Annotated in this window: 19 protein-coding genes and 1 pseudogene; 13 read left to right on the forward strand and 7 right to left on the reverse strand. The window is 73.8% G+C overall.

Going from position 1 to position 24,496, the window contains the following annotated elements; all coding sequences use genetic code 11:
- Window positions 1-140: 140 nt before the first annotated feature.
- Window positions 141-1,202 carry a LacI family DNA-binding transcriptional regulator gene (locus M1O15_RS13075; RefSeq protein ID WP_248633929.1) on the forward strand — a complete coding sequence of 354 codons (1,062 nt, stop codon included), beginning with the start codon at window positions 141-143 and terminating at the stop codon, window positions 1,200-1,202.
- 85 nt (window positions 1,203-1,287) lie between these two features.
- On the opposite strand, the gene M1O15_RS13080 is transcribed toward M1O15_RS13075, so the two are convergent.
- The 4 genes and pseudogenes from M1O15_RS13080 to M1O15_RS13095 all read right to left on the reverse strand — a co-directional run bounded on the left by M1O15_RS13080 (window position 1,288) and on the right by M1O15_RS13095 (window position 7,059).
- A complete protein-coding gene (locus tag M1O15_RS13080; RefSeq protein ID WP_248633931.1) occupies window positions 1,288-2,571 on the reverse strand; it encodes a trypsin-like serine peptidase in 1,284 nt (427 codons plus the stop codon).
- A 301-nt stretch (window positions 2,572-2,872) separates the two neighbouring features.
- Window positions 2,873-4,393: pseudogene (locus M1O15_RS13085) on the reverse strand (DUF4246 domain-containing protein); the annotation flags it as partial.
- An 81-nt stretch (window positions 4,394-4,474) separates the two neighbouring features.
- Window positions 4,475-6,682, reverse strand: a complete 2,208-nt coding sequence (locus tag M1O15_RS13090; protein WP_248633933.1) for a SpoIIE family protein phosphatase — start codon at window positions 6,680-6,682, stop codon at window positions 4,475-4,477.
- Window positions 6,679-7,059: an STAS domain-containing protein gene (locus tag M1O15_RS13095; protein WP_248633940.1), complete on the reverse strand. Its 381-nt coding sequence runs from the start codon at window positions 7,057-7,059 to the stop codon at window positions 6,679-6,681. The genes M1O15_RS13090 and M1O15_RS13095 overlap by 4 nt, the downstream gene beginning before the upstream one ends.
- 219 nt (window positions 7,060-7,278) lie before the next feature.
- Between M1O15_RS13095 and M1O15_RS13100 the strand changes: the two genes are divergently transcribed.
- The 9 genes from M1O15_RS13100 (at window position 7,279) to M1O15_RS13145 (ending at window position 17,831) form a co-directional block, all read left to right on the forward strand.
- A complete protein-coding gene (locus M1O15_RS13100; protein WP_248633941.1) occupies window positions 7,279-8,277 on the forward strand; it encodes a sporulation protein in 999 nt (332 codons plus the stop codon).
- A gap of 122 nt (window positions 8,278-8,399) precedes the next feature.
- Window positions 8,400-8,855, forward strand: coding sequence for a tellurite resistance TerB family protein (locus tag M1O15_RS13105; protein ID WP_248633942.1), 456 nt, complete (start codon window positions 8,400-8,402; stop codon window positions 8,853-8,855).
- Between the two features lie 156 nt (window positions 8,856-9,011).
- Window positions 9,012-9,710, forward strand: coding sequence for a GAF and ANTAR domain-containing protein (locus M1O15_RS13110; RefSeq protein WP_248634099.1), 699 nt, complete (start codon window positions 9,012-9,014; stop codon window positions 9,708-9,710).
- A 305-nt stretch (window positions 9,711-10,015) separates the two neighbouring features.
- A complete protein-coding gene (locus M1O15_RS13120) occupies window positions 10,016-12,289 on the forward strand; it encodes a catalase (RefSeq protein WP_248633945.1) in 2,274 nt (757 codons plus the stop codon).
- Between the two features lie 354 nt (window positions 12,290-12,643).
- Window positions 12,644-13,978 carry an APC family permease gene (locus M1O15_RS13125; protein WP_248633946.1) on the forward strand — a complete coding sequence of 445 codons (1,335 nt, stop codon included), beginning with the start codon at window positions 12,644-12,646 and terminating at the stop codon, window positions 13,976-13,978.
- Between the two features lie 227 nt (window positions 13,979-14,205).
- On the forward strand, window positions 14,206-14,547 hold the full coding sequence (locus tag M1O15_RS13130) for an STAS domain-containing protein (protein WP_248633948.1): 342 nt from the start codon (window positions 14,206-14,208) through the stop codon (window positions 14,545-14,547).
- A 109-nt stretch (window positions 14,548-14,656) separates the two neighbouring features.
- Complete coding sequence (locus M1O15_RS13135) at window positions 14,657-15,460, forward strand: alpha/beta fold hydrolase (RefSeq protein WP_248633951.1); 804 nt, start codon at window positions 14,657-14,659, stop codon at window positions 15,458-15,460.
- Complete coding sequence (locus M1O15_RS13140; RefSeq protein ID WP_248633957.1) at window positions 15,460-16,767, forward strand: PP2C family protein-serine/threonine phosphatase; 1,308 nt, start codon at window positions 15,460-15,462, stop codon at window positions 16,765-16,767. The genes M1O15_RS13135 and M1O15_RS13140 overlap by 1 nt, the downstream gene beginning before the upstream one ends.
- 326 nt (window positions 16,768-17,093) lie before the next feature.
- Window positions 17,094-17,831: a hypothetical protein gene (locus tag M1O15_RS13145; RefSeq protein WP_248633958.1), complete on the forward strand. Its 738-nt coding sequence runs from the start codon at window positions 17,094-17,096 to the stop codon at window positions 17,829-17,831.
- 25 nt (window positions 17,832-17,856) lie between these two features.
- Here M1O15_RS13145 and M1O15_RS13150 read toward each other — a convergent pair whose 3' ends face one another.
- Both M1O15_RS13150 and M1O15_RS13155 read right to left on the reverse strand, forming a co-directional pair.
- A complete protein-coding gene (locus M1O15_RS13150; RefSeq protein WP_248633960.1) occupies window positions 17,857-18,198 on the reverse strand; it encodes a hypothetical protein in 342 nt (113 codons plus the stop codon).
- 169 nt (window positions 18,199-18,367) lie between these two features.
- Entirely contained in the window at window positions 18,368-18,946 is a 579-nt protein-coding gene (locus tag M1O15_RS13155; RefSeq protein WP_248633961.1) for a dihydrofolate reductase family protein, read from the reverse strand.
- 251 nt (window positions 18,947-19,197) lie between these two features.
- Between M1O15_RS13155 and M1O15_RS13160 the strand changes: the two genes are divergently transcribed.
- Both M1O15_RS13160 and M1O15_RS13165 read left to right on the forward strand, forming a co-directional pair.
- Window positions 19,198-20,748, forward strand: coding sequence for a CoA transferase (locus tag M1O15_RS13160; protein WP_248633963.1), 1,551 nt, complete (start codon window positions 19,198-19,200; stop codon window positions 20,746-20,748).
- A gap of 46 nt (window positions 20,749-20,794) precedes the next feature.
- The gene (locus tag M1O15_RS13165; RefSeq protein WP_248633964.1) at window positions 20,795-22,141 is read left to right on the forward strand and encodes an aldehyde dehydrogenase family protein; all 1,347 of its coding nucleotides are present in this window, start codon (window positions 20,795-20,797) and stop codon (window positions 22,139-22,141) included.
- A 9-nt stretch (window positions 22,142-22,150) separates the two neighbouring features.
- Here M1O15_RS13165 and M1O15_RS13170 read toward each other — a convergent pair whose 3' ends face one another.
- Window positions 22,151-22,843, reverse strand: a complete 693-nt coding sequence (locus M1O15_RS13170; RefSeq protein ID WP_248633966.1) for a TetR/AcrR family transcriptional regulator — start codon at window positions 22,841-22,843, stop codon at window positions 22,151-22,153.
- 130 nt (window positions 22,844-22,973) lie between these two features.
- Between M1O15_RS13170 and M1O15_RS13175 the strand changes: the two genes are divergently transcribed.
- Window positions 22,974-24,479, forward strand: a complete 1,506-nt coding sequence (locus M1O15_RS13175) for an APC family permease (protein WP_248633970.1) — start codon at window positions 22,974-22,976, stop codon at window positions 24,477-24,479.
- Window positions 24,480-24,496 lie beyond the last annotated feature (17 nt).

Genomic DNA, 24,496 nt, shown 5'->3' on the forward strand with positions numbered 1-24,496 from the left:
CTCCCCGTCCCCGACAGCTGACGGCACGCCGAGTGCCGACCCGAGCGGCGACCCGAGCGGAACGCCGTGAGCCGGTACGGGGCCCCACCGTGCCCCGGCCGGGAGTTGTGCCCGCCCCCGGCTTCTGTTCTGATCGGGACATGACAGCGCTCTCCGGCCTCCGAGCCGTACGCCGGCCCGTACGCAGGCCGACCATGGCCGACGTGGCGGCGGAGGCGCATGTCTCGATCAAGACGGTGTCCCGGGTGGTGAACCGGGGCCCCGGGGTGCGTCCGGACACCGCCGAACGCGTCCGGGCCGCCATCGAACGGCTCGGCTTCCGCACCACGGGCCCGGAGGCGCGCAGCCGGGTCCACACCGTCGGCCTGGTGGTCGAGACCCTGGCCGGCCCCTTCTCCGCGCAGATCGCCGCCGCGGTCGAACGGGAGACCCGGCTGCACGGGTACAACCTGATCACCGTCTCCGCCGAGAGGTCGGCCGCTCCGGACCGCCGGCTGCTGCACGACCTGGCCGCCCGCTGCGTCGACGGACTGATCGTCGTCCCGGCCGGTGAGGCGGCCCGTACGGAGTCCCAGGTGGCGGGCAGCGGTATCCCCCTGGTCTACCTGGGCCGCCCGGCCCGGGGCGCGGCGGACGCGGTCCTCAGCGACAACCAGGGCGGGGTGCGCGGCGCGGTCGAGCACCTGGTGGCGCACGGCCACCGGCACATCGGGTTCCTCGGTGGCGCCCCGCCCCGGTGGACGGCCCGGCAGCGCCGTGACGCCTTCGTCCACACCCACCAGGCGCTGGGCTTACCCGGTACCCCGCGCGTCGCCATGGGCCCGCACACCCGCGACTCGCTCGTGCACGCCCTGCGGACATGGAGCCGCCCCACCACCTCCGCCACCGTCACCGCCGTCATCGCGGGCGACAACCGGGTCACCCTGCTCGCGCTCTACGTGCTGCGAGGCCTCACCCGTCCGGTCTCCCTCGTCGGCTACGACGACATCGAACTGGCCGACCTGATCGAACCGTCGATGACGGTCGTCCACCAGGACCCGGCGGCGCTCGGCCAGAAGGCGGCCCAGCAGCTGTTCTCCCGGCTGCGCGGCGACCGGACGCCTCCGCAGACCTTCGTCCTCCCGACCCGGCTGATCGTGCGCGCCTCCAGCCGCCGCCGGCCGGAGGCCGACCAGGAGCCAGGGCGGAATCCCGAACGCTGAGCACCGGAGCGGACCGGACCGGACAGCGGCACCGCGGGGCGGGTACGGGCAGCCCTCGCCCGTACCCGCCCCGCGCTGGGCGACCTCAGCCGTTGTTGTCGATGTCCCCCCTGATCTGGTCGTAGACCAGCTGGATGCGGGTGCCGATGTTGGTGCCGCTGGGGCAGCCCCCGCCCCAGTGCAGGGCGATCACCTTGTGCGAGGAGGCCGCCAGCACCGGCGAGCCCGAGTTGCCGCCGGAGGTGTCGCAGCGGTAGCCGGTGTCCTCGCCCCGCACCGCGACGTCGATCTTGCAGGTGGCGCCGCCGTCGCTCTCCTCGTAGATGGACAGGCGCTTCGCCTTGGCGTCACCGTGGCCGGGGATGTAGATGCGCTCACCGGCCTGCGGGGTGCGTGCGTCGAGGTACAGGGTGCCGAACGAGCGGATGCTGTCGAAGCTGTTCACGCTGAACAGCGTGTAGTCCAGCGCCGAGCTGGTCCGGATGAAGTCGGCGCCGCTCACCTTGGTGCCCGGCTTGGGGTCGTTCCCGCCGCAGGTGGCGCACTGGTAGTCGAACTGGAACTCGCTGGCGCGCAGATCGGCGGCGCTGCCCAGGCAGTGGTTGTTGGTCACCATGCGGTTGGTGTTGCCGACCCGCCAGGCGGTGCAGTGGCCGCGGCCGTTGAGCAGCTGCCGGGCGACGGCGCCGCCCCGGGCGTACTCGGTGGGGTGGCTGCCGCGGTAGCACACCACGTCGCGGCGGGCGTCCCGGCCGCACACGCTCCTGGCCTTGCGGTCCTGTGCCTGCTGCTCCGCGGCGTCGAAGCCCCGGTAGATCCGGTCCACGACCACCCCGTACCCCGCTCGGCCCAGCCGCTGGGCCTGGCGGGCGGCGGTGGCGTGCAGGGTGACGACCGCGGTGTCCCCGTCGATGGACAGGGCGGCGAAGCCCGGGTGCCCGTGCTCGGTGCGGTCCGAGCCGCGCCGGGGGTCCGCGTAGTAGGTGTGCTTCTCGCGCCCGTCGGGGGAGGAGACGCTGACGTAGTCGTCGCCGGCCAGCTTCAACGAGGCGAAGTGCACCTTCACATACGAGGAGCCGGGCGACCGGATCTCGGTACGCCAGGAGCGCCCCGAGGCGCCGTAGGCGATCCTGCGCTCCAACGCCCGTTCCGTACCGGCGGCTTCCGGGCCGGGTGCCTCGGGCGCTGCGGGCGCGGCGGACACGGCGGTACGGGGTGCGGGGCCCCCGGAGGTGTCCGCCAGGGCCGAGGGCTGGGCGCCCGCCCCGAGCGCCAGCACGGCCGCCGCCGCGCCGAGGGCGGTGCCCGCACACCGTGAACGCCGTCTGCGGGAACGGAAGATGGGGAGGTCGGGTATGAGACGCTTCATACGAGTGCCGTGCCTTTCAGCCGTGGGGGGACAGGGCGGGTCCCCGGACGGCACGGCGGAAGGTGTCCCGCCCGGGGCGTGGCGCGCGGGCCCGGCGCTGACGCAGAACCTAGGGACCGCCCCGAACCGGGGTCAACGGCCGCACCGGGAGTTGTCCACCCTGTCCACCACGGCACCCCTGCCCACATGCCCCTTCACGCCCCGCCGCACCGGAAGTGGACCCGCCTTGTCCGCTTGGCCGATCCACCCGCCTGACCGGTCCACCCGCCCCCACTCCGCTCCCGTAACCGAACGAACGGGCTCAGTGCTCGCAGAGCGAGAACTCCCGCTCGTACAGCTGCTCGTTGTGCTCGTCCACGAAGAACGTGCGCTCCCGCATGAGCTGTTCGCGGAAGTCCCGGGCCTGTTCCAGCGTCATGGTGGACGTGTCGGACCAGGGCTGCTGCGGCGGCACATCGGAGGTCGAGACGATGGTCTCCGACGGGTCGACCAGGAAGAACACCAGGATCTTGCGGTGCCCCGGGCGGGTGGGGTCGGCGAGGCGGAAGGAGCCGACGCGGTGCTGCAGGACGTTCGGGAAGGCCAGGCAGCGGCCGGCCGGGGTCGGCGCCGAGCCCAGCGGCTGGTTCAGCGCGTCCTCGTCCTCCAGCCCGTAGACCTCGCGCAGACCGTTCTCGTCGTTCTGCTCGTAGGCCGGGTCGTCGAGTGCCGCCCGGAAGCCCAGCCGGCTCTCGGTGGTGTTCTCGCTGTCCCAGTAGTAGATGCCGGTCGAGACGATCCGCTCGTTCAGCATCCCCTCGACATGCCAGGAACCGCCGGCGTACTCGGGCTGGTCCGGGGTGAGATGGATGGTGGCGAGCTTGACGATGACCTGGAGGCGGCGGCCGCGCAGATCGACCCGGTCGGCCGCGTCGGGCGGCTCGGGCGGGGTGAAGGCCGGGGCGTCCGGGACGACCGGGAGGCGGTTCTCCCACCAGTCGTCCTGGGCGGTCCTCCAGGCGCGGAGGGCCGCCCAGTAGGCTGCCGTGTCCTCGCCGTAGGAGGACTTCTCCGGACGCTCGGGCGCCGGGTCGTACCACCCGTAGGGGTCGGTCTCGATCCGCGGCGGCCGCGGATGGCGCAGATCGGTGAGCACGTTCTCCAGCAGCGGGCGCAGCCGCGCGAACAGTTCGGGAAGGACGGCGGCCAGTTCGCGGTGGGTCTCGGGGTGGACGTTGTTCACATACGAACGGAAGGCGACCTCGCCGTCGGCGCCGACCTCGACGTCCGTGGGCAGCCACTGGAACTTCTCCGAGAACTCGTACGCCGAGTAGTGGTCCGTCGGGTTCCGCCAGGCCCGCTCGGGCGCCCCGCTCACCTCCCGTACCAGGCAGAACAGCGAGGGATGCACCAGGTCCAGCACCTGGCCGCCGGATCCGGGATGCCAGTCCCGTTCCGCTTCGGGGACCTCTTCCAGGACCCGGACCGCCTCGCGCAGCCGGGACCTCAGCCCGTCGTCGACCAGGGTGTCCGACTGCCACACCCCGTCGACGGAGGACACCTCGACACCGGTCCGTCCGTCCCGCAGCGCCGCGTAGTGCGCGAGCTCGGCGATGACATAGCGCACCTGCGCCTCGGTGAGCCCCTGGGCGACCGCCTCCTGGGTCCATCGGGCGACGATTTCGGCGTCGTTCATCTTCTCGGACCACCCCGGCTTCTCCCGGATGGCGGCGCTGCACCGCATCATCTGGAGTTCCCGCAGTGTTCGGGGTGCCGCGAACGGCAGGGAACGCGAGGCGTGAAAGGGCAGCGGAAAAGCGGACAGGCCGGTCAATTCTCTTGTTCCTCCCGGTCGATGTGACGGCGGGAAGACTACGTCAGTGCACTGACACCGCCGCCGGCTGCCCGGCTCGGCGTCCCCGGCTCAGGTGGCGGTGAGCACCAGGACGGCCTGGTCGTCGTCGATCTCGCGGTTCCCGGTGAAGGCGCGCACCGCCCGGGTGAGGGTGTCGATGACCTGCTGGGCGGTGGGGTGGTGCGGGGTGGCGGTCAGGGCGTCGGCGAGGCGCTGGTCGCCGAACTGCTCGCCGTGGGCGTCCCGGGCCTCGGTGAGGCCGTCGGTGTAGAGCAGCAGGCTCTCGTGCCGGCGCAGCCGCAGCCGGTGGGAGGTCACCCGCGGGTCGGCGGAGATGCCGAGCAGGGTGCCGGGGGAGTCGACGGGGTGCGCGGTGTGCCGGGCGTCGAGGTGGAGCGGGAGGGTGTGGCCGGCGCGGACGAGTTCGACGTCCAGGCCGTCCGGGGTGGGGGTGAGCCGGCCGTGGACCAGGGTGACGAAGCCGGTGCCATGGCTGTCGGGCCGGTTGGTCAGGGCCCGGTTGACGGCCCGGACGACGTCCTGCGGGCCGGGCAGCAGCGGCGCGACGGCCCGGGCGGTGTGCCGGACCAGCGCGGTGGTGGTGGCCGCCATGGCGCCGCGTCCGCACACGTCGCCCAGCAGGAACGCCCAGCTGCCGTCGTCGAGGGGGAAGATGTCGTAGAAGTCGCCGCCGATGTCGAGCCCTTCGCCGGCCGGGTGGTAGTAGGTGGCGACGTCGGCGCCCGGCACCCTCGGCAGCTCGGGGAGGAGCAGCCCGGCCTGGAGGTCGCGGGCGAGGGTGACGCGGTGGGTGTACTGGCGGGCGTTGCGGGCGGCGGAGGCGGCGCGGCGGGCCAGTTCCTCGGCCAGGGCGACCGCGTGGCCGTCGAAGGCGTGCTCCCCGGTGGACAGCAGGGTGACGGTGCCGAAGGTGGCGCCCCGGTCGGTGAGCGGGACGCAGAGGTAGCCGGTGACGCCCAGGTCGTGCCAGGGGCCCGGGCCGGTGGGGGTGCGGCGGGCGACCTCGCTGATGCCGGAGGCCAGCACCCGGGCGACGGCGTCGTCGGCGGCGTCGTAGACCGGGATGTGGGAGGCGAGCAGCTCCCGCCGGTCCCGGGCGGGGGCGGCGGTGGCGATACGGCGCACCCGTCCGCCCTCGATCACGTCGACCGCGCACAGGGGCGCCAGCCTCGGTACGCAGGAGGCGGCCAGCCGCCCGAGGGTCTGGTCGGCGTCCAGGTCGGAGGCCAGGGTGGTGCTGGCCTCCAGCAGAAAGGCGAGGTCGTCGCGGGCGGCCCTCTCCCGGTCCTCGGCCGCCCGCCGCGCCCGCTCGTCGTGGTGGCGCTCCACGGCCAGGGCGGCGGTGTCGGCGAAGACCCGGGCCAGGGCGAGGTCGGCCTCCCGAGGCGCCCGCGGGACGCGGTGGTACATCGCGAAGGTGCCCAGCAGCGAGCCGTCCCGGGCCAGGATCGGGGTGGACCAGCAGGCGGCCACCCCGGCCCGGCCGGCCAGTTCGCGGAAGTCGTCCCAGAACGGGTCGGTGGCGATGTCGGTGATGATCACCGGGCGGCGGCGGTGGGCCGCGGTGCCGCAGGAGCCCACACCCTCGCCGGTGGCGATGCCGTCGATGGCCTGGTTGTAGAAGTCGGGCAGGCTGGGTGCCGCGCCGTGCCGCAGCCGCCGGCCGTCGGCGTCGGCCAGCAGCACCGAGACCAGCACCTCCTCCGGCGCCAGCTCCTCGATGGCGCGGGCCATCCCCTCCAGGACCTCGGGCAGCGGGGCCTGGCGGGCGATCTGCTCCAGCAGCACCCGGTGCTCCGCGGTCAGCCGCTGGGCGTGCTTGACCTGGGTGGTCTCCACCCCGATGACCCGTACGCCCACGACATTGCCGCCGACGTCCAGCCGGGGCTCGTAGGTGAAGTCGAAGAACGCCTCCCGCGCCGCGTCCCCCTGACCCAGCACCACCCGGGCGTCACGTCCGGTGTAGGGCTTGCCGGTGCGGTAGACCCGGTCCAGCAGCGCGGTGAACCCCTGCTCGGCCAGTTCCGGCATGAACTGCCCCAGCGGCACTCCGGTACGGCCGCGCTCGCTGCCGCCGATCGCGGCGAAGAACGCGTCGTTGGCCGTCTCCAGCATGTGCGCCGGGCCGGCCAGCGAGGCGAACACGGCCGTCGACTGCCCGAACAGCGCCCGCAGATCGTCCTCCGCGGCGCCACCCGCGACCCCGTGCGGGCCGGCGGCGCCGCGGGGTGTCTGCTGCTCCGGTACGCGCGTCATACGGGCTGCCCCTCACTCGAACGGGCCGGGCCACGGGGGCCGGCGCCCCCGGCCAGCGCCGCCGGCACATCGGCGTACACGGAGAACACCTGGTCCAGGCCGGTCAGCGAGAACAGCCGGGCCACCGAACCCGGTACGGACGCCAGCCGCAGCGCCCGGCCCGCCTCGGCCAGCCGCTGGTGCAGCCGTACCAGCGCGCTGATGCCGGAGGAGTCGCAGAACTCCAGCGCGGCGCAGTCGGCCACCACCGGGCCCACCGCCCCCGCACCCCTGGCCGACTCCCTCTCGCCGGCCTCCCGCAGCTGCACCGTGCTGTCGAAGTCGAGCTTGCCGCGCAGCACGAACACCACGTGCCGCGCACCGTGCCTGACATCCACCGAGAACACCCTCAGCATCCCCCGAGCAAGCCCCTCACCGACGAATCCGTTCATGGTAGACAGCCGGCCGCACCGCCGTGGATCCCGGGCCGACGCGGAGCCCCTATGCTTCTACATGCGTGTAGAAAAGCGAGGGGCGGCAGAGGTGCCCGGTTGCCCGACGGCGCCGTGAACGATCCCTCTCGCACGTCCGCATCACACGAAGGAGTGGACTCCCTGATGGTGTTCAAACGGCTACTCGGCTCGCTCGGTGCCGGCGGTCCGAAGGTGGACACGGTGCTCGATCCCGGTGCGGTGGCCCCGGGCGGCGTTCTCGGCGGACAGGTCCATCTGGAGGGCGGTGACGCCGACTTCACCATCGAGCACATCACCCTGGAGCTCGTGGCCCGGGTGGAGGTCGAGCACGGCGACGGTGAGTCCGAGGGTACGGCGGCCTTCGACCGGCAGGTGGTCGGCGGCCCCTTCCGCCTCGCCGCGGGCGAGCGGCGCAGTGTGCCGTTCTCCATCGCCCTGCCCTGGGAGACGCCGATCACCGAACTGCACGGCCAGCACCTGGGCATCGCCCTGGGGGTGCGGACCGAGCTCGGTGTGGCCGGCGCCCGGGACAAGGGCGACCTCGACCCGCTGACCGTGCGCCCGCTGCCCGTCCAGGAAGCGGTCCTGGAGGCGTTCGGGCAGCTCGGCTTCGGCTTCGCCTCCGCCGACCTGGAGGCCGGGCACATCTCCGGCACCGGCCAGCGGCTGCCCTTCTACCAGGAGATCGAACTCACCCCGGCGCCCGCCTACGCGCACCGGGTCGACGAGATCGAGGTGACCTTCCTGGCGAACCCGGCCGGGGTGGAGGTCGTCCTGGAAGCCGACAAGCGCGGCGGCTACGGCGCCGAGGGAGGTGACGCCCTCACCCGCGTCACGATCGACCACGCCGAGGCCGCCCGCACCGACTGGAACGCCCAAGTCGAGTCCTGGCTCGACAGGTTGGCCGACCGCCGCCCTCCCCACGCCTCCGGCTTCGGATACGCCGACCACACCGCCCACGGCCACCACGACGAGCACGGCTCCGGCCGGCGCTCCGGGCCCGGGGTGGGCACGGCGGTCGCGGCCGGCGCCGCCGGGCTCGCGGTGGGGGTGGCCGGCGGCCTGGTCGCCGCGGAAGTCGTCGACGAGGTGGGCGACTTCTTCGAGGGGGACGACGAGGGCGGCGAGGGGGAGGAGGGCTGAGAGACCCTTTCGGCGCCACGCCGATCTGATAACTTCTACACCACTGTAGAAGTCAGGGGCGGCGGTTCGGCCGGTGCTGAACCGGCCCGGATCGCCGCCCTGGTGATCCATGAGGAGACGGTGTGGCCCTGTGGGACCGGATCAGGGAGTCGGCATCGCAGATGCAGACCCAGCTGATCGCCAAGAAGCACGACCTGAAGTCCGGAGCCTTCCGCGACGCCTCCATGGCGATGTGCGCGCTGGTCGCCGCGGCGGACGGCACCATCGACGCCGCCGAACGGCGCCGGGTCGCCCAGCTCATCGCCTCCAACGAGGTGCTGGGCGCCTTCGACGCGGAGGACCTGCGGCGCCGCTTCGAGGACAACCTGGCCAAGCTGACGGCCGACTTCGACTTCGGCAAGGTCAGCGTGCTCCAGGAGATCGCCAAGACGAAGAAGAAGCCGGCCGAGGCCCGCGCGGTCATCCAGATCGGCATCGTCATCGGCGGAGCGGACGGCGACTTCGACAAGACCGAGCAGGGCGTGGTGCGCGAGGCGTGCTACGCGCTCGACCTGCCGCCGCACGAGTTCGACCTCTGAGCCGCCGGTACCCCCCCCCGGGGGCGCGGGCCGCTCGGCCTGCCGGTGGTGATCGGCGCGGCCTGGCAGGGTAGGGGGCAGACAGCGGACGCGGAGGCTCCCGCCGGCCCGGTGGCCGCGACGCACGGGCCGGCGGGCCGGATCCTGGAGGCGACGATGGACGACGGCGACTGGGCGGAGTTCGCCCGGCGGATGGCGACGCTGGCGCGCGACCTGCTCGCCCAGCCCTCGGTGGACGCCACCCTCAAGCGGATCACCGAGTCGGCCGTGGAGCTGATGGACGGCTGCGACGCGGCCGGCATCCTCCTCGTACGCCGCCGCACCGTCCGCACCTTCGCACCCACCGACGACCTGGTGACCCAGGCCGACGAACTGCAGGAGCACCTGGGTGAAGGGCCGTGCCTGGACGTGATCCGGCACGACGCCGAACGCGTCTTCCGCGTCCACGACCTCACCGCGCACCCCGACCGCTGGCCCCGCTTCGTGCCGGAGGCCGCCGGGCTGGGCATCGGCAGCATGATGGGCTTTCTGCTCTACACCGAGGACGAGGAGCTGGGAGCCCTCAACCTCTACTCCCGCAGGCCCTCCGCCTTCACCGAGGCCGGCGAGACCACCGGCTGGCTGCTCGCCTCCCACGCCGCCGTCGCCCTCTCCAGCGCCCGCACCCACGCCCAGCTCGAAGAGGCGATGGCCACCCGGGACGTCATCGGCGAGGCCATCGGCATCCTGCGCGAACGCCACCACCTCGACCCGGACCAGGCGTTCACCGCACTGCGCCGCTACTCCCAGGAGCGCAACATCAAGCTGCGGGACGTCGCCCGCCAGGTCTGCGCCAGCGGCCGTATCGGCAGCTGATCCGGGCACCGGCACCAGGCGCGGGCGCGACCGGGGGTGGTGGCGCAAGCGGTGGCGCGTCGGCCGAGCGTGCGTCAGGCGGCCCCCCGGGACCCGGACGGCCATACGGGCGGCTCCGGCGGCCGATCGGGTTTCCATTCCGGCACAGGGGTACTTGGGGGCGGCAACCGGAAGCGCCCCGCGCCGCACGGCACCCGTGCGGCATTGGGCGGATCTCCCGGACCCCTCCGTTAGGACGCCGAGCGCGGCGGTCATGGCTGTGGAGTCCCTTCCCCGAGCACGCCTGCCCCCAGCACGGAGGAACGATGTCCCACTCGCATCCGATCAAGGCGGCCGCCGAGAAGGTCGCCGACGCCCTGGGCGTCGGCGGTCCCCCCGAGGGGGTCCCGGGCGCTCCGTCGTCCGAGCCCGCGACCGTCGAGGAGCCCACCGAGCCGCGTGGTCCGCTGCCGCCCAAGCCCGACCAGGGCACGCCGGAGACCGTCAGCCCCACCGGCCAGCCGACCGGGGCGGAGCCGACCCGCAAGGCGCAGAGCGGCCCGTACCTGACCACCGCCCAGGGCACCCGGCTTCACGACACCGACCACTCGCTCAAGGCGGGCCCGCGCGGCCCGGTCCTGCTCCAGGACCACCACCTGCGCGAGAAGATCATGCACTTCGACCACGAGCGGATCCCGGAGCGCGTGGTGCACGCCCGCGGCGCCGGCGCCCACGGGGTGTTCCGGGCCTACGGCACCGCCGAGAACGTCACCCGCGCGGCCTTCCTGCGCAAGGGCACCGAGACCCCGGTCTTCGTCCGCTTCTCCACGGTGCTCGGCTCCCGCGGCTCCGCCGACACGGTCCGCGACACCCGCGGCTTCGCCACGAAGTTCTACACCGAGGAGGGCGTCTTCGACCTCGTCGGCAACAACATCCCGGTCTTCTTCATCCAGGACGCCATCAAGTTCCCCGACGTCATCCACGCCGGCAAGCCGCACCCGGACCGGGAGATCCCCCAGGCGCAGAGCGCCCACGACACCTTCTGGGACTTCGTCTCGCTGCACACCGAGGCCCAGCACCACGCCCTGTGGAACATGTCCGACCGGGGCATCCCCCGCTCGTACCGCACCATGGAGGGCTTCGGCGTCCACACCTTCCGGCTGGTCAACGCGGAGGGCGAGACCACGCTGGTCAAGTTCCACTGGAAGCCGAAGCTCGGGGTGCACTCCCTGGTGTGGGAGGAGGCCCAGATCGCCGGCGGGGTGGACCCCGACTTCCACCGCCGCGACCTCTTCGACGCCATCGAGTCCGGCGCCCACCCGCAGTGGGAGTTCGGCATCCAGGTCTTCCCCGACACCCCGGACCAGACCTTCGAGGGCATCGACCTGCTCGACTCCACCAAGATCGTCCCGGAGGAGCTGGCCCCGGTCCAGCCGATCGGGCTGCTCACCCTCGACCGCAACACCAGCAACTTCTTCGCCGAGACCGAGCAGGTCGCCTTCCACACCGGCCACCTGGTCCCCGGCATCGACGTCACCGACGACCCGCTGCTGGCCGGCCGGCTCTTCTCGTACCTGGACACCCAGATCACCCGGCTGGCGGGGCCCAACTTCAACCAGATCCCCATCAACCGGCCGCACGCCCCGGTCAACGACATGCTGCGCGACGGCTTCCACCAGCAGGCCGTGCACACCGGGGTCGCCCCCTACAAGCCGAACTCGCTCGACGGCGGCTGCCCGTTCTTCGCGGGCGCGGACACCGGGGCCTACATCGAGGTGCCGGTCGAGCTGCCGGCCGCGCGCAAGGTCCGCGAGGCCCCGGCCTCCTACGCCGACCACTACAGCCAGCCCCGGCTGTTCTGGCTGAGCATGTCCCCGGTGGAGCGCGAGCACATCATCGCCGCGTACACCTTCGAGCTCGGGAGGTGCTGGGACAACGCCGTCAAGGAGCGCCAGCTGCGGGCGCTCGCCAACATCGACTCCGAGCTGTGCGCCAGGGTCGCCGAGGGGCTGGGCCTGCCCGCCCCCGAGGCCACCGAGCCGCCGGTGGACGTCCAGCCCAGCCCGGCCCTCTCGCAGGTCGGCCGGGAATGGCCGTCGGACGGCCGGATCATCGGCATCGTCACCGACGGCACCACCGACGCCGACGGGGTGCGGGCGCTGCGCCAGGAGATCCTGACCGCCGGCATGGTCCCGCTGGTCGTCGCCCCGGCCGGCGGCAAGCTCGGCACCGGAGCCGACGCCATCACCGTCCAGCGGACCTTCGCCACCGCCCGCTCGGTCGAGTTCGACGCCCTCGTCCTCGCCGGCGTCCCGGCCCCGGGCGGCGACGCCTACGGCGCCCGGGACTCCAAGGCGGGCGAGGCCAACCCGGCCGGTGCGGCGCTGGACCCGAGGCTGCTGCTGCTGGTCTCCGAGGCGTTCCGGCACGCCAAGGCCATCGCCGGCTGGGCGGGCGCCGAGGCCGTCCTGGAGGCGGCCGGGATCGCCCCCGGCGCCCCCGGGGTGGTCCTCGCCGACGGCGGCACGGCGGCGCTGACCGGGCTGACCCCGCTGCTGGCCCGGCACCGCGTCTGGGACCGCTTCCCGGCCGCGGTCTGAGCCGGCGGCGTACGCGCGTGGGCCCCGCCGCCCGATCCTGGGCGGCGGGGCCCTGGGCGGCGGGGCCCCACGCGGTACCGCCGCGCATACGGCCCGTCCGCCGCGTCGCCGCTCCGTACAGCGCGGATACGGCCCGTCCGGTGCCCCCGCGGCCGTTTGGCGGGCGGTGATCGTGGCATCCGTTCCCCCGCGGCGCCACCACCGACGGGGCCCGCGGCAGGCCCGCAGCAAGGGAGAACAGGGCGCGATGCGAGCACCGTACGAACACCGTCCGAAGGCCGCGGCGGGACGCCGGGGGCACCTGCCCCGGCCGTCCTCGGCGCGACCGGGCCCGCGAACCGGCCCGGCCGTACGGTGAGCACCGCGCCGAAGAGCACGCCCGCACCGGGCCTGCGCCGCGCCCTGACCACCCCGCTGCTGTACTTCTTCATCCTCGGCGATGTGCTGGGCGCCGGGGTGTACGTACTGGTCGGCCAGGTCGCCGCCGCCTCCGGGGGCGCGGTGTGGGTGCCGCTGCTGACCGCGCTGGTGCTGGCCCTGCTGACCGCCGCCTCCTACGCCGAGCTGGCGACCAAGTACCCCCGCGCCGGCGGCGCCGCCCACTACGCCACCCTGGCCTACGGGCCGGCGGTCGGGTTCGTCGCCGGCTTCTGCATGCTGGCGGCCGGCATCGTCTCGGTCGCCGCGCTCGCCCGCGGCTTCGCCGGGGACTACCTCGCGGAGTTCGTCACCCTGCCGGTCGCCCTGGTGGCCGTGGTCTTCCTGGTCCTGCTGGCGCTGCTCAACGCCCGCGGCATCAAGGAGTCCACCCGGGCCAACGCCGTCGCCACCCTGATCGAGGTCGGCGGGCTGCTGGTCATCGTGGTCCTCGGCGCCTGGCTGCTGCTGCGCGGCGAGGGCGACCCGGGTCGCCTGGTCCGGCTCGGCACCCCCGAGGAGGGCGCGGCGGCGGCCGTGCTCAGCGGCTCGGTCCTCGCCTTCTACTCCTTCGTCGGCTTCGAGACCTCGGTCAACGTCGCCGAGGAGACCCGCGACCCCCGCCGCTCCTACCCCCGCGCCCTGTTCGGCGCCCTCGCCACCGCCGGAGCCGTCTACCTCCTGGTCGGCCTCGCCGCCTCGCTCACCGTGCCGACGGAGGTCCTGGCGACCTCCAGCGGGCCGCTGCTGGAGGTGGTACGCGCGGCCGGCGGCGTCCCACCGCGCCTGTTCAGCGCCATCGCGCTGATCGCCGTCGCCAACGGGGCACTGCTCACCGGGATCATGGCCTCCCGGCTCGCCTACGGCATGGCCCGGGACGGGCTGCTGCCCGCCGCCCTGACCCGGGTGCTGCCCGGCCGCCGCACCCCCTGGGCGGCCATCGCCGCCACCACCGTGCCGGCCCTGCTGCTGGCGCTGACCGGCAGCACCGCCACTCTGGCGTCCACCCTGGTGCTGCTGCTCCTGGTGGTCTTCCTGATCGTCAACACCGCCGTCCTCGTGCTGCGCCGCGATCCGGGCGAGCCCGGCCACTTCCGCGCCCCGAGCGTGCTGCCCGTCCTCGGCGCCGCCTCCTGTGTGCTGCTCGCCACCCGGATCGAGGCCGAGGTGTGGCTCCGCGGATCACTGGTCCTCGTTCTCGCGGTCGTCCTCGCCGCCGTCGCCGCCACCCGGCGGAGGCGTACCCGGCCCGGACCCGAGGGCGGCTCCTGACCTGGCCTTTCGCCGTCTGTGGCGGGCGACACCCCTGGTGGGCTGTGGCGCGGACCGTTGCCGGTGTGCAACGCTTGGCGGACGAAGAGACTGGCCGGCCCGCGAGGCCGGCCATGGTGCTGGGCATCGCCCCCCTCACGGGCATTCAGCACCGCCATCGTCGGCGCGCCCCGCGAGGGGCGTTTCGCCTTTGGGCTCACCACCCCCTGAGAGGGGGCACGCCCACCATGCACAGCACCACCACCATCGAGGGCACCACCGCCCGGATCACCCCGCACGGCGTGATCGACTTCACCACCCTGCCCGGCCTGCGCGCCAGCCGCGCCGCCCTGCCCTCGGAGATCACCGCGGTCACCTGGGACCTGCGTGACATCGTCTTCATGGACGTGGCAGGCCTCCATCTGCTCACCGAGCACCTGTCGGAGAACGGCCTCCCGCGGCGGTGGATAGTGGCCGTCGCGGGCCTCGCCGCCCAGCCCGAGAGACTGCTGCGCATGGCCGCCGAGGCGTTCCCCGCCATGGGCTTCGGCCGGCTGCTCACCGGACCGCCCCGGGAGCAGGTCTCCTGAACGCCCCGGACCGGACGCGGACCAGCCCGCGGCGCGTGTGCCGTGCCCCGGGCCGAGGACCGGGAGCCGTCGGCCGGCGGGTTGCGGCCGTGATGACAGGATGAGTGCCATGGATGTACGCCGCAGGAACAACGTCGTGGTGACCGGCCCGGAGGACGGGCCGGTGCTGGTGCTGGCCCACGGGTTCGGCTGTGACCAGAACATGTGGCGGCTGGTCCTGCCCGCGCTGGCCCGGCGCCACCGCGTCGTGCTGTTCGACTACGTCGGCTCGGGCCGGTCGGAGCCGACCGCGTGGAGCGAGGAGCGGTACTCCTCCCTCGCCGGCTACGCCCAGGACGTCGTGGACGTCTGCGAGGAGCTGGACCTGCGGGACGTGGCCTTCGTGGGGCACTCGGTCAGCGCGATGGTCGGTGTGCTGGCGGCCCAGGCCGCGCCGGAGCGCTTCGGTGCGCTGGTGATGGTGGCGCCGTCCCCGTGCTACATCGACTCCGACGGCTACCGGGGCGGGTTCAGCGCCGAGGACATCGACGAGCTGCTGGCGTCGCTGGAGTCCAACTACCTGGGCTGGTCGGCGGCGATGGCCCCGGTCATCATGGGCAACCCGGACCGGCCGGAGCTGGGGGAGGAGCTGACCGGCAGCTTCTGCGCCACCGACCCCGAGATGGCCCGGATCTTCGCCCGCACCACGTTTCTCTCCGACTCCCGGGGAGACCTGGACGGGGTGAGTGTTCCCACGCTGGTCCTCGAATGCGCCCACGACGCCATCGCGCCCCGTGAGGTCGGCGCCTACGTCCATGACCGGATCCCCGGCTCCGTCCTGGTGACGCTGGAGGCCACCGGGCACTGCCCGCAGCTGTCCGCGCCCCAGGCCACCGCGGCCGCGATCCTCCGGTTCCTGGAGCATCCGCGGTGATGTGCCGTACCGAGGAGGACCCGGAGCCGCGCGAACCGGATGGGGCCAAAGACGGAGACCGGACGACGGACGCGGCGTTCAGCGCCCTGCTGGAGGACAGCGTCGAGGAACTGTACGAGTCGGCACCCTGCGGGTACCTGTCCACGCTGATGGACGGCACCATCGCCAAGATCAACAGCACCCTGCTGGAATGGCTCGGGACGGACCGCGAGACGGTGGTGGCCCGCAAGCGGTTCGCCGACCTGCTCACCGTCGGCGGCAGGCTCTACCACGAGACCCACTTCGCCCCGCTGCTGCGGATGCAGGGCCGGATAACCGGCGTCGCCCTGGAGATGCGGACCGGCGACGGCGGGCGGCTGCCGGTCCTGGTCTCCTCGGTCGTCAAGCACAGCGGCGACGGGGAGCCGCTGCTGATCCGCACCACCGTCTTCGACGCCTCCGCCCGCCGCTCCTACGAGCAGGAGCTGCTGCGCCGGCAGCGGGAGGCCGAGGAGGCCCGCCGGCAGGCCGAGGAGGCGCGCAGGCAGGCCGAGGCCGACCGGGCCAGGCTGACGGAAGCCCTCGCCGCGCTCCAGCGGTCCCTGCTGCCCGCCGAACTGCCCGTCGTGCCCGGGCTGGAGACGGCCGTGCACTACCACACCGCCTCCCCCGACCGGCTCGGCGGCGACTTCTACGACCTGTTCCCCCTGGACGGGAAGCGCTGGGCGTTCTTCCTCGGCGACGTGTCCGGCAAGGGCCCCCGGGCCGCCGCCGTCACCTCGCTGACCCGCTACACCCTGCGTACCGCCGCCCTGCACGACGCCGACCCCGCCGGGGCGCTGGGCACCCTGAACACCGTGCTCCACGAGCGCTACACCGGCGACGACCCCCGCTACTGCACCGCGATCTTCGGCGTCCTCGAACCCGACCGGGACACCGGTGAGGTGACCGTCCGCCTGGCCTCCGGCGGCCACCCGCCCGCCCTCGTCACCCGCGCCGACGGCACCGCCCACTTCCTGCCCACCCCCGGCGGACTCCTCGTCGGCGTCCTGCCGGACCCGCACTTCGTGACGGCCACCACCGTCCTGGCCCCCGGCGACACCCTGCTGCTCTACACCGACGGCCTGACCGAGGCCCGCACCGGACCCGACCGCACCGACCTCTACGGGGACGAGGCCCTGCACGCCTTCGCCACCCGCCTCGCCGGCCCCCCGCCCGGAGGGCTGGTCCAGGCCCTGACCGCCCTGCTGGACAGCCTCGGCGACGGCGTCGACGACGACACCGCGCTGCTCGCCCTCGGCGTCCCCGCCCGCCCCGGCGCCATGTGACACCGCCACGCCCGCGCCTCCCGGGCGGACCCCACCGGCACCGCGCGCGGGCCGCCCGTGCCCGGACCGGGCGGATCCCGGCGATCCGGCGGATGGTGAAAGGACCGCTGCTCATGGGAGCCGCCGCCCGCGCCCGGGCCCGCCGGCGTCACCTTCCGCGGCCGCTCGCCGTCGCCCGCCGTCGCCCGCCGGAAGGTGACGGGCGTGCCGAGCGGTATGCGCCCCGGCGCACCCCGGAGGGCCGGGCCCCGGCCACGGATTCCGCGGCCGGGACGGGGCGCGGCCGACGTAGGCTCGACCCGGCGACCCAGGGACGAGGAGGACTTATGAACGCCGCCGACAGAGACCTGCGGCAGCTGGACCCGGTGAGCGTCCTCAACGCGAAGACCACGCTGGTCCAGCTGCTCGGGCGGGCGGGGGTCTACTCCGGCGACGCGGAGGAGCTGATCGCGCTCGTCGAGGCGGGCGCGCTGGCCGAGGCGCGCCGGGAGGCGGCACCGGTGCCGGAGGGCGCGCCGCCGGGGAAGGGCGAGCTGTACGCGGCGGGGTGGGGCGACGGCGCCCGGGCCGTGGTCCACGGGCTCGACGAGATCGCCGAGCGGGTGCTGCGGGAGGCGGTCGGCGACCACGGGCCTCAGGAGCCCGAGGAACCGGAGGAGCGGTACCGCGTCGGGCGGATGGACCTGGAGCGGGTGAAGGTGGTGGTGACACGCCTTCATCTGTCGTTCGCCGACGACTCGGAGCTGGACCCGGAGGTCTCCGAGCAGGTCCTGGTCGCCGTGCTGCGCACCATGGGGGCGCGGAACCGGGCCGGGTACCCGGGCCGGCTGACCCGGTTCACGGATGAGCACCGCGCCCGGCTGGAGCGGATGTTCGCCCGGTACGGGCCGGGCAGCCCGATCGCGATCCACGGCCGCTACACGCTGCTGCACTCTCCCACCTGCGTCGCGGTGCTGGAGCGGCTGACGGTGACGCCGGAGGAGCTGCGGAAGGAGTGGGACGCCGGGGAGCTGCCGCCGGCCTGGCTGGACGGACTGACCGCCGCCTGGGAGGCGACGGGCTGAGCGGCGCCGGGCCGGGCCGGGCGCGTCAGGCGTGACTGAGGATGACCAGCAGCGCGAAGCACTCTGCCAGCACCTGGACCGCGAGTGCCGCCTGCCGGATCCGTACGGCCGGCCCGGCCAGGGCGAGGAGCAGCGCCCCGCCGCCCAGCCCGGCACTCCAGCCGAACAGCCACCACGGCAGCCCGGGGGCGCACTGCTCACCATAGGTCAGACACCGGGAGGCCCCCTCCGACGCCAGGGTCAGCAGACCGGTGCCCGCGGCCCCGGGCACGAACAGGACGCCGGCCAGCACGGCCGCGAGGCGGGTGTGATCGGCCGGGGCCGGGGCGGTGTCCGGGTCCGGGCCGGGGTTCGCGGAACCGTTCATGTGCCCAGCCAACCCCGGCGCCGCGCGACGTGGCAGCGGACGGCTACTCAGATCGCCTGGTACGTCCTACTCAGCGGCCGCCGGGCCGCAATCACCGGGCGTCCGGGCGGTTCGTGCGCCTCGTGGAGGTGGGGGCGGCGAGTCCCGGGGGCCCGCCAGGTGTGCCGGCTCAGGGGTGCAGGGTGGGCCGGTAGACGAGCTCCTGGATGCTGCCGTCGAGGGTGCGGCTGTCGAGCAGTTCGAGGTCGAAGTCGGCCGCGCCCGCGAAGACCGGGTCCAGCCCGGTCCGCCCGGTGATCACGGGGAAGACCGTCACCTGGACGCGGTCGACCAGACCGGCGGCCATCAGCGCCCGGTTCATCGACAGGCTGCCGTGCGAGCGCAGCGGTACGTCCGACTCCTTCTTCATCCGGGCGACCACGTCCACCGCGTCGCCGTACGCGATCCGCGCGTCCGGCCAGTCGAGGGGCCCGTCCAGCGTGGTCGACACCACCGTGGCCGGCATGCTCCTCATCCGGGTCACCCAGGGGTCGCGCACGTCGGAGTCCTCGGTGCTCGCGGCCAGCATCGAGGCGAACAGCCGGTAGGTGCCGGCGCCGAAGACCATCCGCTGCTCGTCGCTGTACTGGGCGAGGCGGTGGGCCAGGAGCTCGGGGCCCTGCTTGCCCCAGTAGCCGGTCCAGTCGCCACCGGCGGCGCCGAAGCCGTCGAGGCTGGAGAAGACGTCGAACGTGTAGGTGGCGGTCATGGTGTCCTCCGGGAGCTCGGGGTGCTGAAGGTCTTCCGGAGGGGTGACCGCTGGCGGTCGCGAAACTCATCGCAGAGGGGCCCGTTTCCGGGAGGCGCCGGGGCCGCCCCCGGGAGGCGAGGTCGGGAGGTTTGCCCGGGAATAGGCGGGCCATGTTAGTTGCTATCTACACGTAGATGGCTCCCGGCCCGGAGCCCACTCGGCCGGAAACCCCGGCCCCGACCGCACCCCGCTGGAAGGAAGCGCACCCCATGCCCCGCACCGGCTCCGTCCCCACCGGCTCCGTCCGCCCCACCGGCGGCGGCACCCTGACCGACCGGGTGGCCACCGCCGTACGGGAGCCCGCCACCGAGGACGGCTACGACCTGCACGCGCGGCTGGACGAGGTGCTGGCCGGGGTCGGTCTCAGCGCCGCGGAGGCGGGCGGGGAGATCACCTTCACCGGCGCGGACCCCATCGTGCCCAGCACCCTGCGGCTCGCCTCGGCGACCGCGCTGGCGCTGACCGCGAAGTCGGTGGCCGTCGCCGCGCTCTGGCGCGACCGGGGCGGCGAGGGCCAGTCGATCAGCATGGACCTGCGGCGCGCCCCGCACCGGCTCTGCCCGTTCTACGACCGCCGCTGGGAGCTGGTCAACGGCTTCCCGCCCGGCCGCCCAAGCGACCCGGACAACCCGATGGCGCTGGACTTCTACCGCGCCGGCGACGGCCGCTGGGTGATGCCGCTGGAGATGTACCCGGGCCTGAAGTCGCGCACCCTCAAGCTGCTGCGCACCCACGACGACCGGGCGGCGATCGCCGAGGCGGTGGCCCGCTGGAACGGCGCCGACCTGGAGGCCGCCGGGGCGGAGGCCGGGGTCGTCATGCCGATGGTGCGCTCCACCGGCGAGTTCCTGGCCGAGCGCCAGTACCGCGAGGTCCTGGCCGATCTCCCGCTGGTCGAGGTGGAGAAGATCGGCGACAGCGCACCCGAACCGCTCCCCGAAGGCGCCGATGCCCCGCTGGCCGGCGTACGGGCCCTGGGCATGGGCCATGTGATCGCCGGCGCCGGCATCGGCCGGGCACTCGCCCTGCACGGCGCCGACGCCCTCAACCTCTGGCGCCCGGGGGAGTGGGAGCACGACGTCGTCTATGTCACCGCCAACACCGGCGTCCGGTCCGCCACCGTCGAGCCGGCCGTCCCCGAGGGCGCGGCGACGGTACGGGCGCTGCTGCGCGGGGCCGACGTCTTCTACGCCAACCGCCGCCCCGGCTATCTGGCCCGCTTCGGCCTCACCGCGCACGAGGCGGCCGAGATCCGGCCCGGCGTCGTCCACACCACCGTCACCCTGCACGGCGAGCGGGGACCCTGGTCCCAGCGGGTCGGCTTCGACCAGACCGCCGGCTGCGTCACCGGGATGATGACCCTGGAGGGCACCGCCGACCACCCGCGCCTGCCGTACATCAAGGTGGTCAACGACTACCTGGTGCCCTGGCTCGCCACCGCCGGGATCATCGCCGCGCTGCGCCGCCGCGCCCGGGAGGGCGGCAGCTACCGGGTCCATGTCTCGCTGACCCGGGTCGCCCTGTGGATCCTCTCCCTCGGCACCTTCGATAAGGACTACGCCCGGGAGGTGGCGGGCACCGGCACGCGCCACGCCTACCTGGACCCGGAGACCTTCACCGCCGACACCCCGCTCGGCCGCTACCAGGGCGTCACGGAGCAGATCGCGATGTCCGCCACCCCGGGCGCGTACCGCCCCTCGTCCCTGCTGGTCCCGCGCGGCTCGGGCCGGCCGGAGTGGCTGCCGGACCACCGCTCGTAGCCCCCTTCTCTCACACCATCCGCAGCTCCCCCAGCGAAGGACCCCCATGAACCAGGAACAGCAGCACACGCCCGCCGCGGTCCCCCCGGCCGCCGAACGCCCCGCCGATACCGTCGCCCGGCTGCGCGCCACCTTCAGCACCGGGCGCACCAAGCCGCTCGCCTGGCGGACCGCCCAGCTCCGGGCGCTGCGCACCCTGCTGACCGAGGAGGGCGAGGCGCTGGCCGCCGCGCTCCTCACGGACCTCGGCAAGGGGCGCGAGGAGGCGTACCGCACCGAGATCGACTTCACCGTCCGCGAGATCGACCACACCCTGGAGCACCTGGCCGACTGGCTGCGGCCGGAGCCGGCGCCCGTCCCGGAGCGGCTGAGCCCGGCCACCGCGCACACCGTGCTCGACCCGCTCGGCGTGGTCCTGGTCATCGCGCCCTGGAACTACCCGGTGCAGCTGCTGCTGGCCCCGGTGGTGGGGGCGCTCGCCGCGGGCAACTGCGTGGTGGCCAAGCCCAGCGAGCTGGCGCCGGCCACCTCCGCGGCGCTGGCCCGGCTGCTGCCCCGCCATCTGGACACCGACGCGGTGGCCGTGGTGGAGGGGGCCGTGCCGGAGACCACGGCCCTGCTGGCGCAGCGGTTCGACCATGTCTTCTACACCGGCAACGGGACCGTCGGCCGGATCGTGATGCGCGCGGCCGCCGAGCACCTCACCCCGGTCACCCTGGAACTGGGCGGGAAGTCCCCGGTGTTCGTGGACCGGGACGCCGATCTGCCGACGGTCGCGGCCCGCCTGGTGGCGACCAAGTTCATGAACGCCGGGCAGACCTGTGTGGCCCCCGACTACGTGCTGGCCGACCCGGAGACGGCCCGTGCGCTGGAGAAGGAGCTGGCCTCCGCGGTGCGCGAGCGGTACGGCGACGACCCCTCGGCGACGGAGGCCTACGGCCGGATCGTCAACGAGCGGCACTTCGACCGGCTGGTGGGGCTGCTCGACTCGGGCCGCACGGTCGTCGGCGGCCGGCACGAGCGCGAGGGGCGCTACATCGCCCCGACCGTGCTCGCGGAGGTCGCGGCCGACTCCCCGGTGATGCGCGAGGAGATCTTCGGGCCGATCCTGCCGCTGGTGGCGGTGGCCGGCCTGGACGAGGCCATCGACTTCATCCGGGGGCGCGACAAGCCGCTGGCCCTTTACGCCTTCACCGGCTCCGACACCACCCGGGAGCGGCTCACCGCCGAGACCTCCTCGGGCGGGCTCACCTTCGGGCTGCCGGTGGCCCATCTCACCGTCTCCGACCTGCCCTTCGGCGGTGTGGGGGAGAGCGGTATGGGCAACTACCACGGCCACTACTCGCTGGAGACCTTCAGCCACCGCAAGGCGGTGCTGGACCAGCGCGGCTGAGCCCGGCTCCTACCGCCGGAGTGCCGCCAGCTGGGCCAGCAGCAGTTCCAGGGCGTCCGGGAAGGCCGATTCGGCCATGGCGGACAGCTGGGCGCGGACGGTGTGCAGGTTCGGGTAGTCGCCGGGTGGCAGGGTGCCGTAGACGTCCTGCCACGCCTGGCGCTCCTGACGGCGCTGGTGCTCGGTGAGGCCCAGCACCTCCGCGTCCAGGGCGGCGTGGGCGAGGACGGTGTCGATGAAGGTGCGGTAGAGGCGCACCGCCTCGGCGGGCGGGAAGCCGGCCCGCAGCAGGATGCCGATCCCGGTGTCCACCGCCCGGCACTCGGCGGGCCCCGCGGTGACCCGGGAGGCGCTGACCGGCGCCAGCCGGGGGTGACGCAGTACCGAGCGGTGCACCCGCACGGCGAGCTCCCTGAGCGAGGCGGTCCAGTCCTCGCCCGGGGTGAAGCCGTCGATCGACTCCCCGATCAGCCGGTCGGCCACCGCCAGCAGCAGGGCGTCGGTGTCGGCGAAGTAGCGGTAGACCGCCGAGGGGTCGCAGCCCAGGGCGGCACCGAGCCGCCGCACCGTGAGCGCGTTGCCCCCGGGCGCCTCGATGAGCTCCAGCGCCGCCCGGACGATCGCCTCCTCGCTCAGCACCGTCCCGGAGCCGGTGGGGCGCCTGCGCTTGCGCCCCACCGGGATGCGCTGGGGATCCGGCATACCGGCCTCCTGGTCTGCGCGGCCCGCGGTGCCACGGAAGGGGCCGAGGGCTTACGACAACTTATTGACGTAAGTATGGCGCGGTTGTTTCATCGGCGCACCCCCTCGTTCACCGCCGAAGGAGCGCACCATGGCCGCAGTCATACCGGAGACGGAACCACCGGCGACGGCGATGCGCCGCACGCTGGGTGTACGGGACGGCGTGGCGATCGCGGCCTCCAGCACGGCCGCGACCACCAGCATCGGCATCGGGATGGGGGTGCTCGCGCTGTACGCGGGGCGGCAGACCCCGGCGCTGCTGATCGTCGCCTTCCTGCCGATCCTGGGCATCGCGCTGTCCTACGCCCGGCTGAACCGCACCGAGCCCCACTGCGGCAACGGCTACACCTGGGTGGGGCGCTCCCTCGGCGCCTGGCCGGGGTTCCTCACCGGCTGGGTGGTGCTGGTGGCCAACGTGGTGTTCATGGCGTACACCAGCGCCGTCACCGGCTCGGTGATCCTGCAGTTCGCCGGCAAGCTGGGGCTGCACAGCCTGCTGGGCGTCCCGCTCGACCCAGGGTCCACCGGGGTGAGCACGGTGATCGGCCTGGTGGCGCTGGTGGTGGTGACCGTGACCGCCGTGACCGGGGTCCGCTCGGCGACCCGGCTGCAGTGGGTGCTGCTGGTCTTCGAGTACGCCGTGCTGCTGGTCTTCTGCACCTGGGCGATCGTCTCGGGCGACCAGCCGTTCTCCTGGAGCTGGCTCGACCCCTTCGCGATCGGCTCGGTGCGGTCCCTGGCCCAGGGGCTGGTGCTGGCGGTGTTCGTCTTCTGGGGCTGGGACGCCGCCTTCACGGTGAACGAGGAGACGAAGAACGCCTCGGACGCCGCCCGGGGCGGGCTCATCGCCCTGCTGGCCATGCTCGGGCTGCTGGTCTTCGCGGCGATCGCCTTCCAGCGGGCGATGGGCGACGGCGAACTGGTGGCCCAGGGGCCGCAGGCCCTGACCTACCTGGGTGCCCGGCTGGCCCCGGAGCCCTGGGCGTCGCTGCCGCTCGCCGCGCTGATGTGCTCGGCCTTCGCCTCGCTCCAGTCCACCGTCATCCCGACCGCGCGCGGCGCGCTGGCGATGGGTCGGGACCAGACCCTCGGCCGCAGATGGACGAGGATCCACCCGCGCTACGGTTCCCCCGCCGCGGGTACGGTGATGATCATGGCCATCTCGGCGGCGGTCGCGGTCCTGGCGGTCGGCATCCCCAGGATCAACCTGATGATCCTCACGGCCGTCAACTCCATCGGCCTGATCGTCTCCCTCTACTACGGCCTCACCGCGCTGGCCTGCGCCGTGCGGTTCCGCGGCGCGCTGCGCGAGGGCCCGCTCGCGGCACTGCGCTGCGTCCTCGTCCCCGGCCTCAGCGCGCTGGCGCTGTTCGGCCTCGGCGCCTATCTGGCCTACCGCTACGCCACCATGAGCGACCACTTCCAGGCCACACCGGACAACGGCTGGTTCCTGCTGCTGATCCCGGGCCTGTTCGTGCTCACCGGCCTGGTGGCCGCCGCGGTCGCCAAGTGGCGCCGCCGCTCCCCGTACTTCACCACCGGCCGCGGCACGGACGCCGACACCATCGCCCTGCCGATGGACCGCCGGCCCGCCTGACCCCGGCCCTCCTCCCA

The sequence above is a fragment of the Streptomyces lichenis genome (genome assembly GCF_023218175.1).
In the GTDB taxonomy this organism is placed as follows: Bacteria; Actinomycetota; Actinomycetes; order Streptomycetales; family Streptomycetaceae; genus Streptomyces; species Streptomyces lichenis.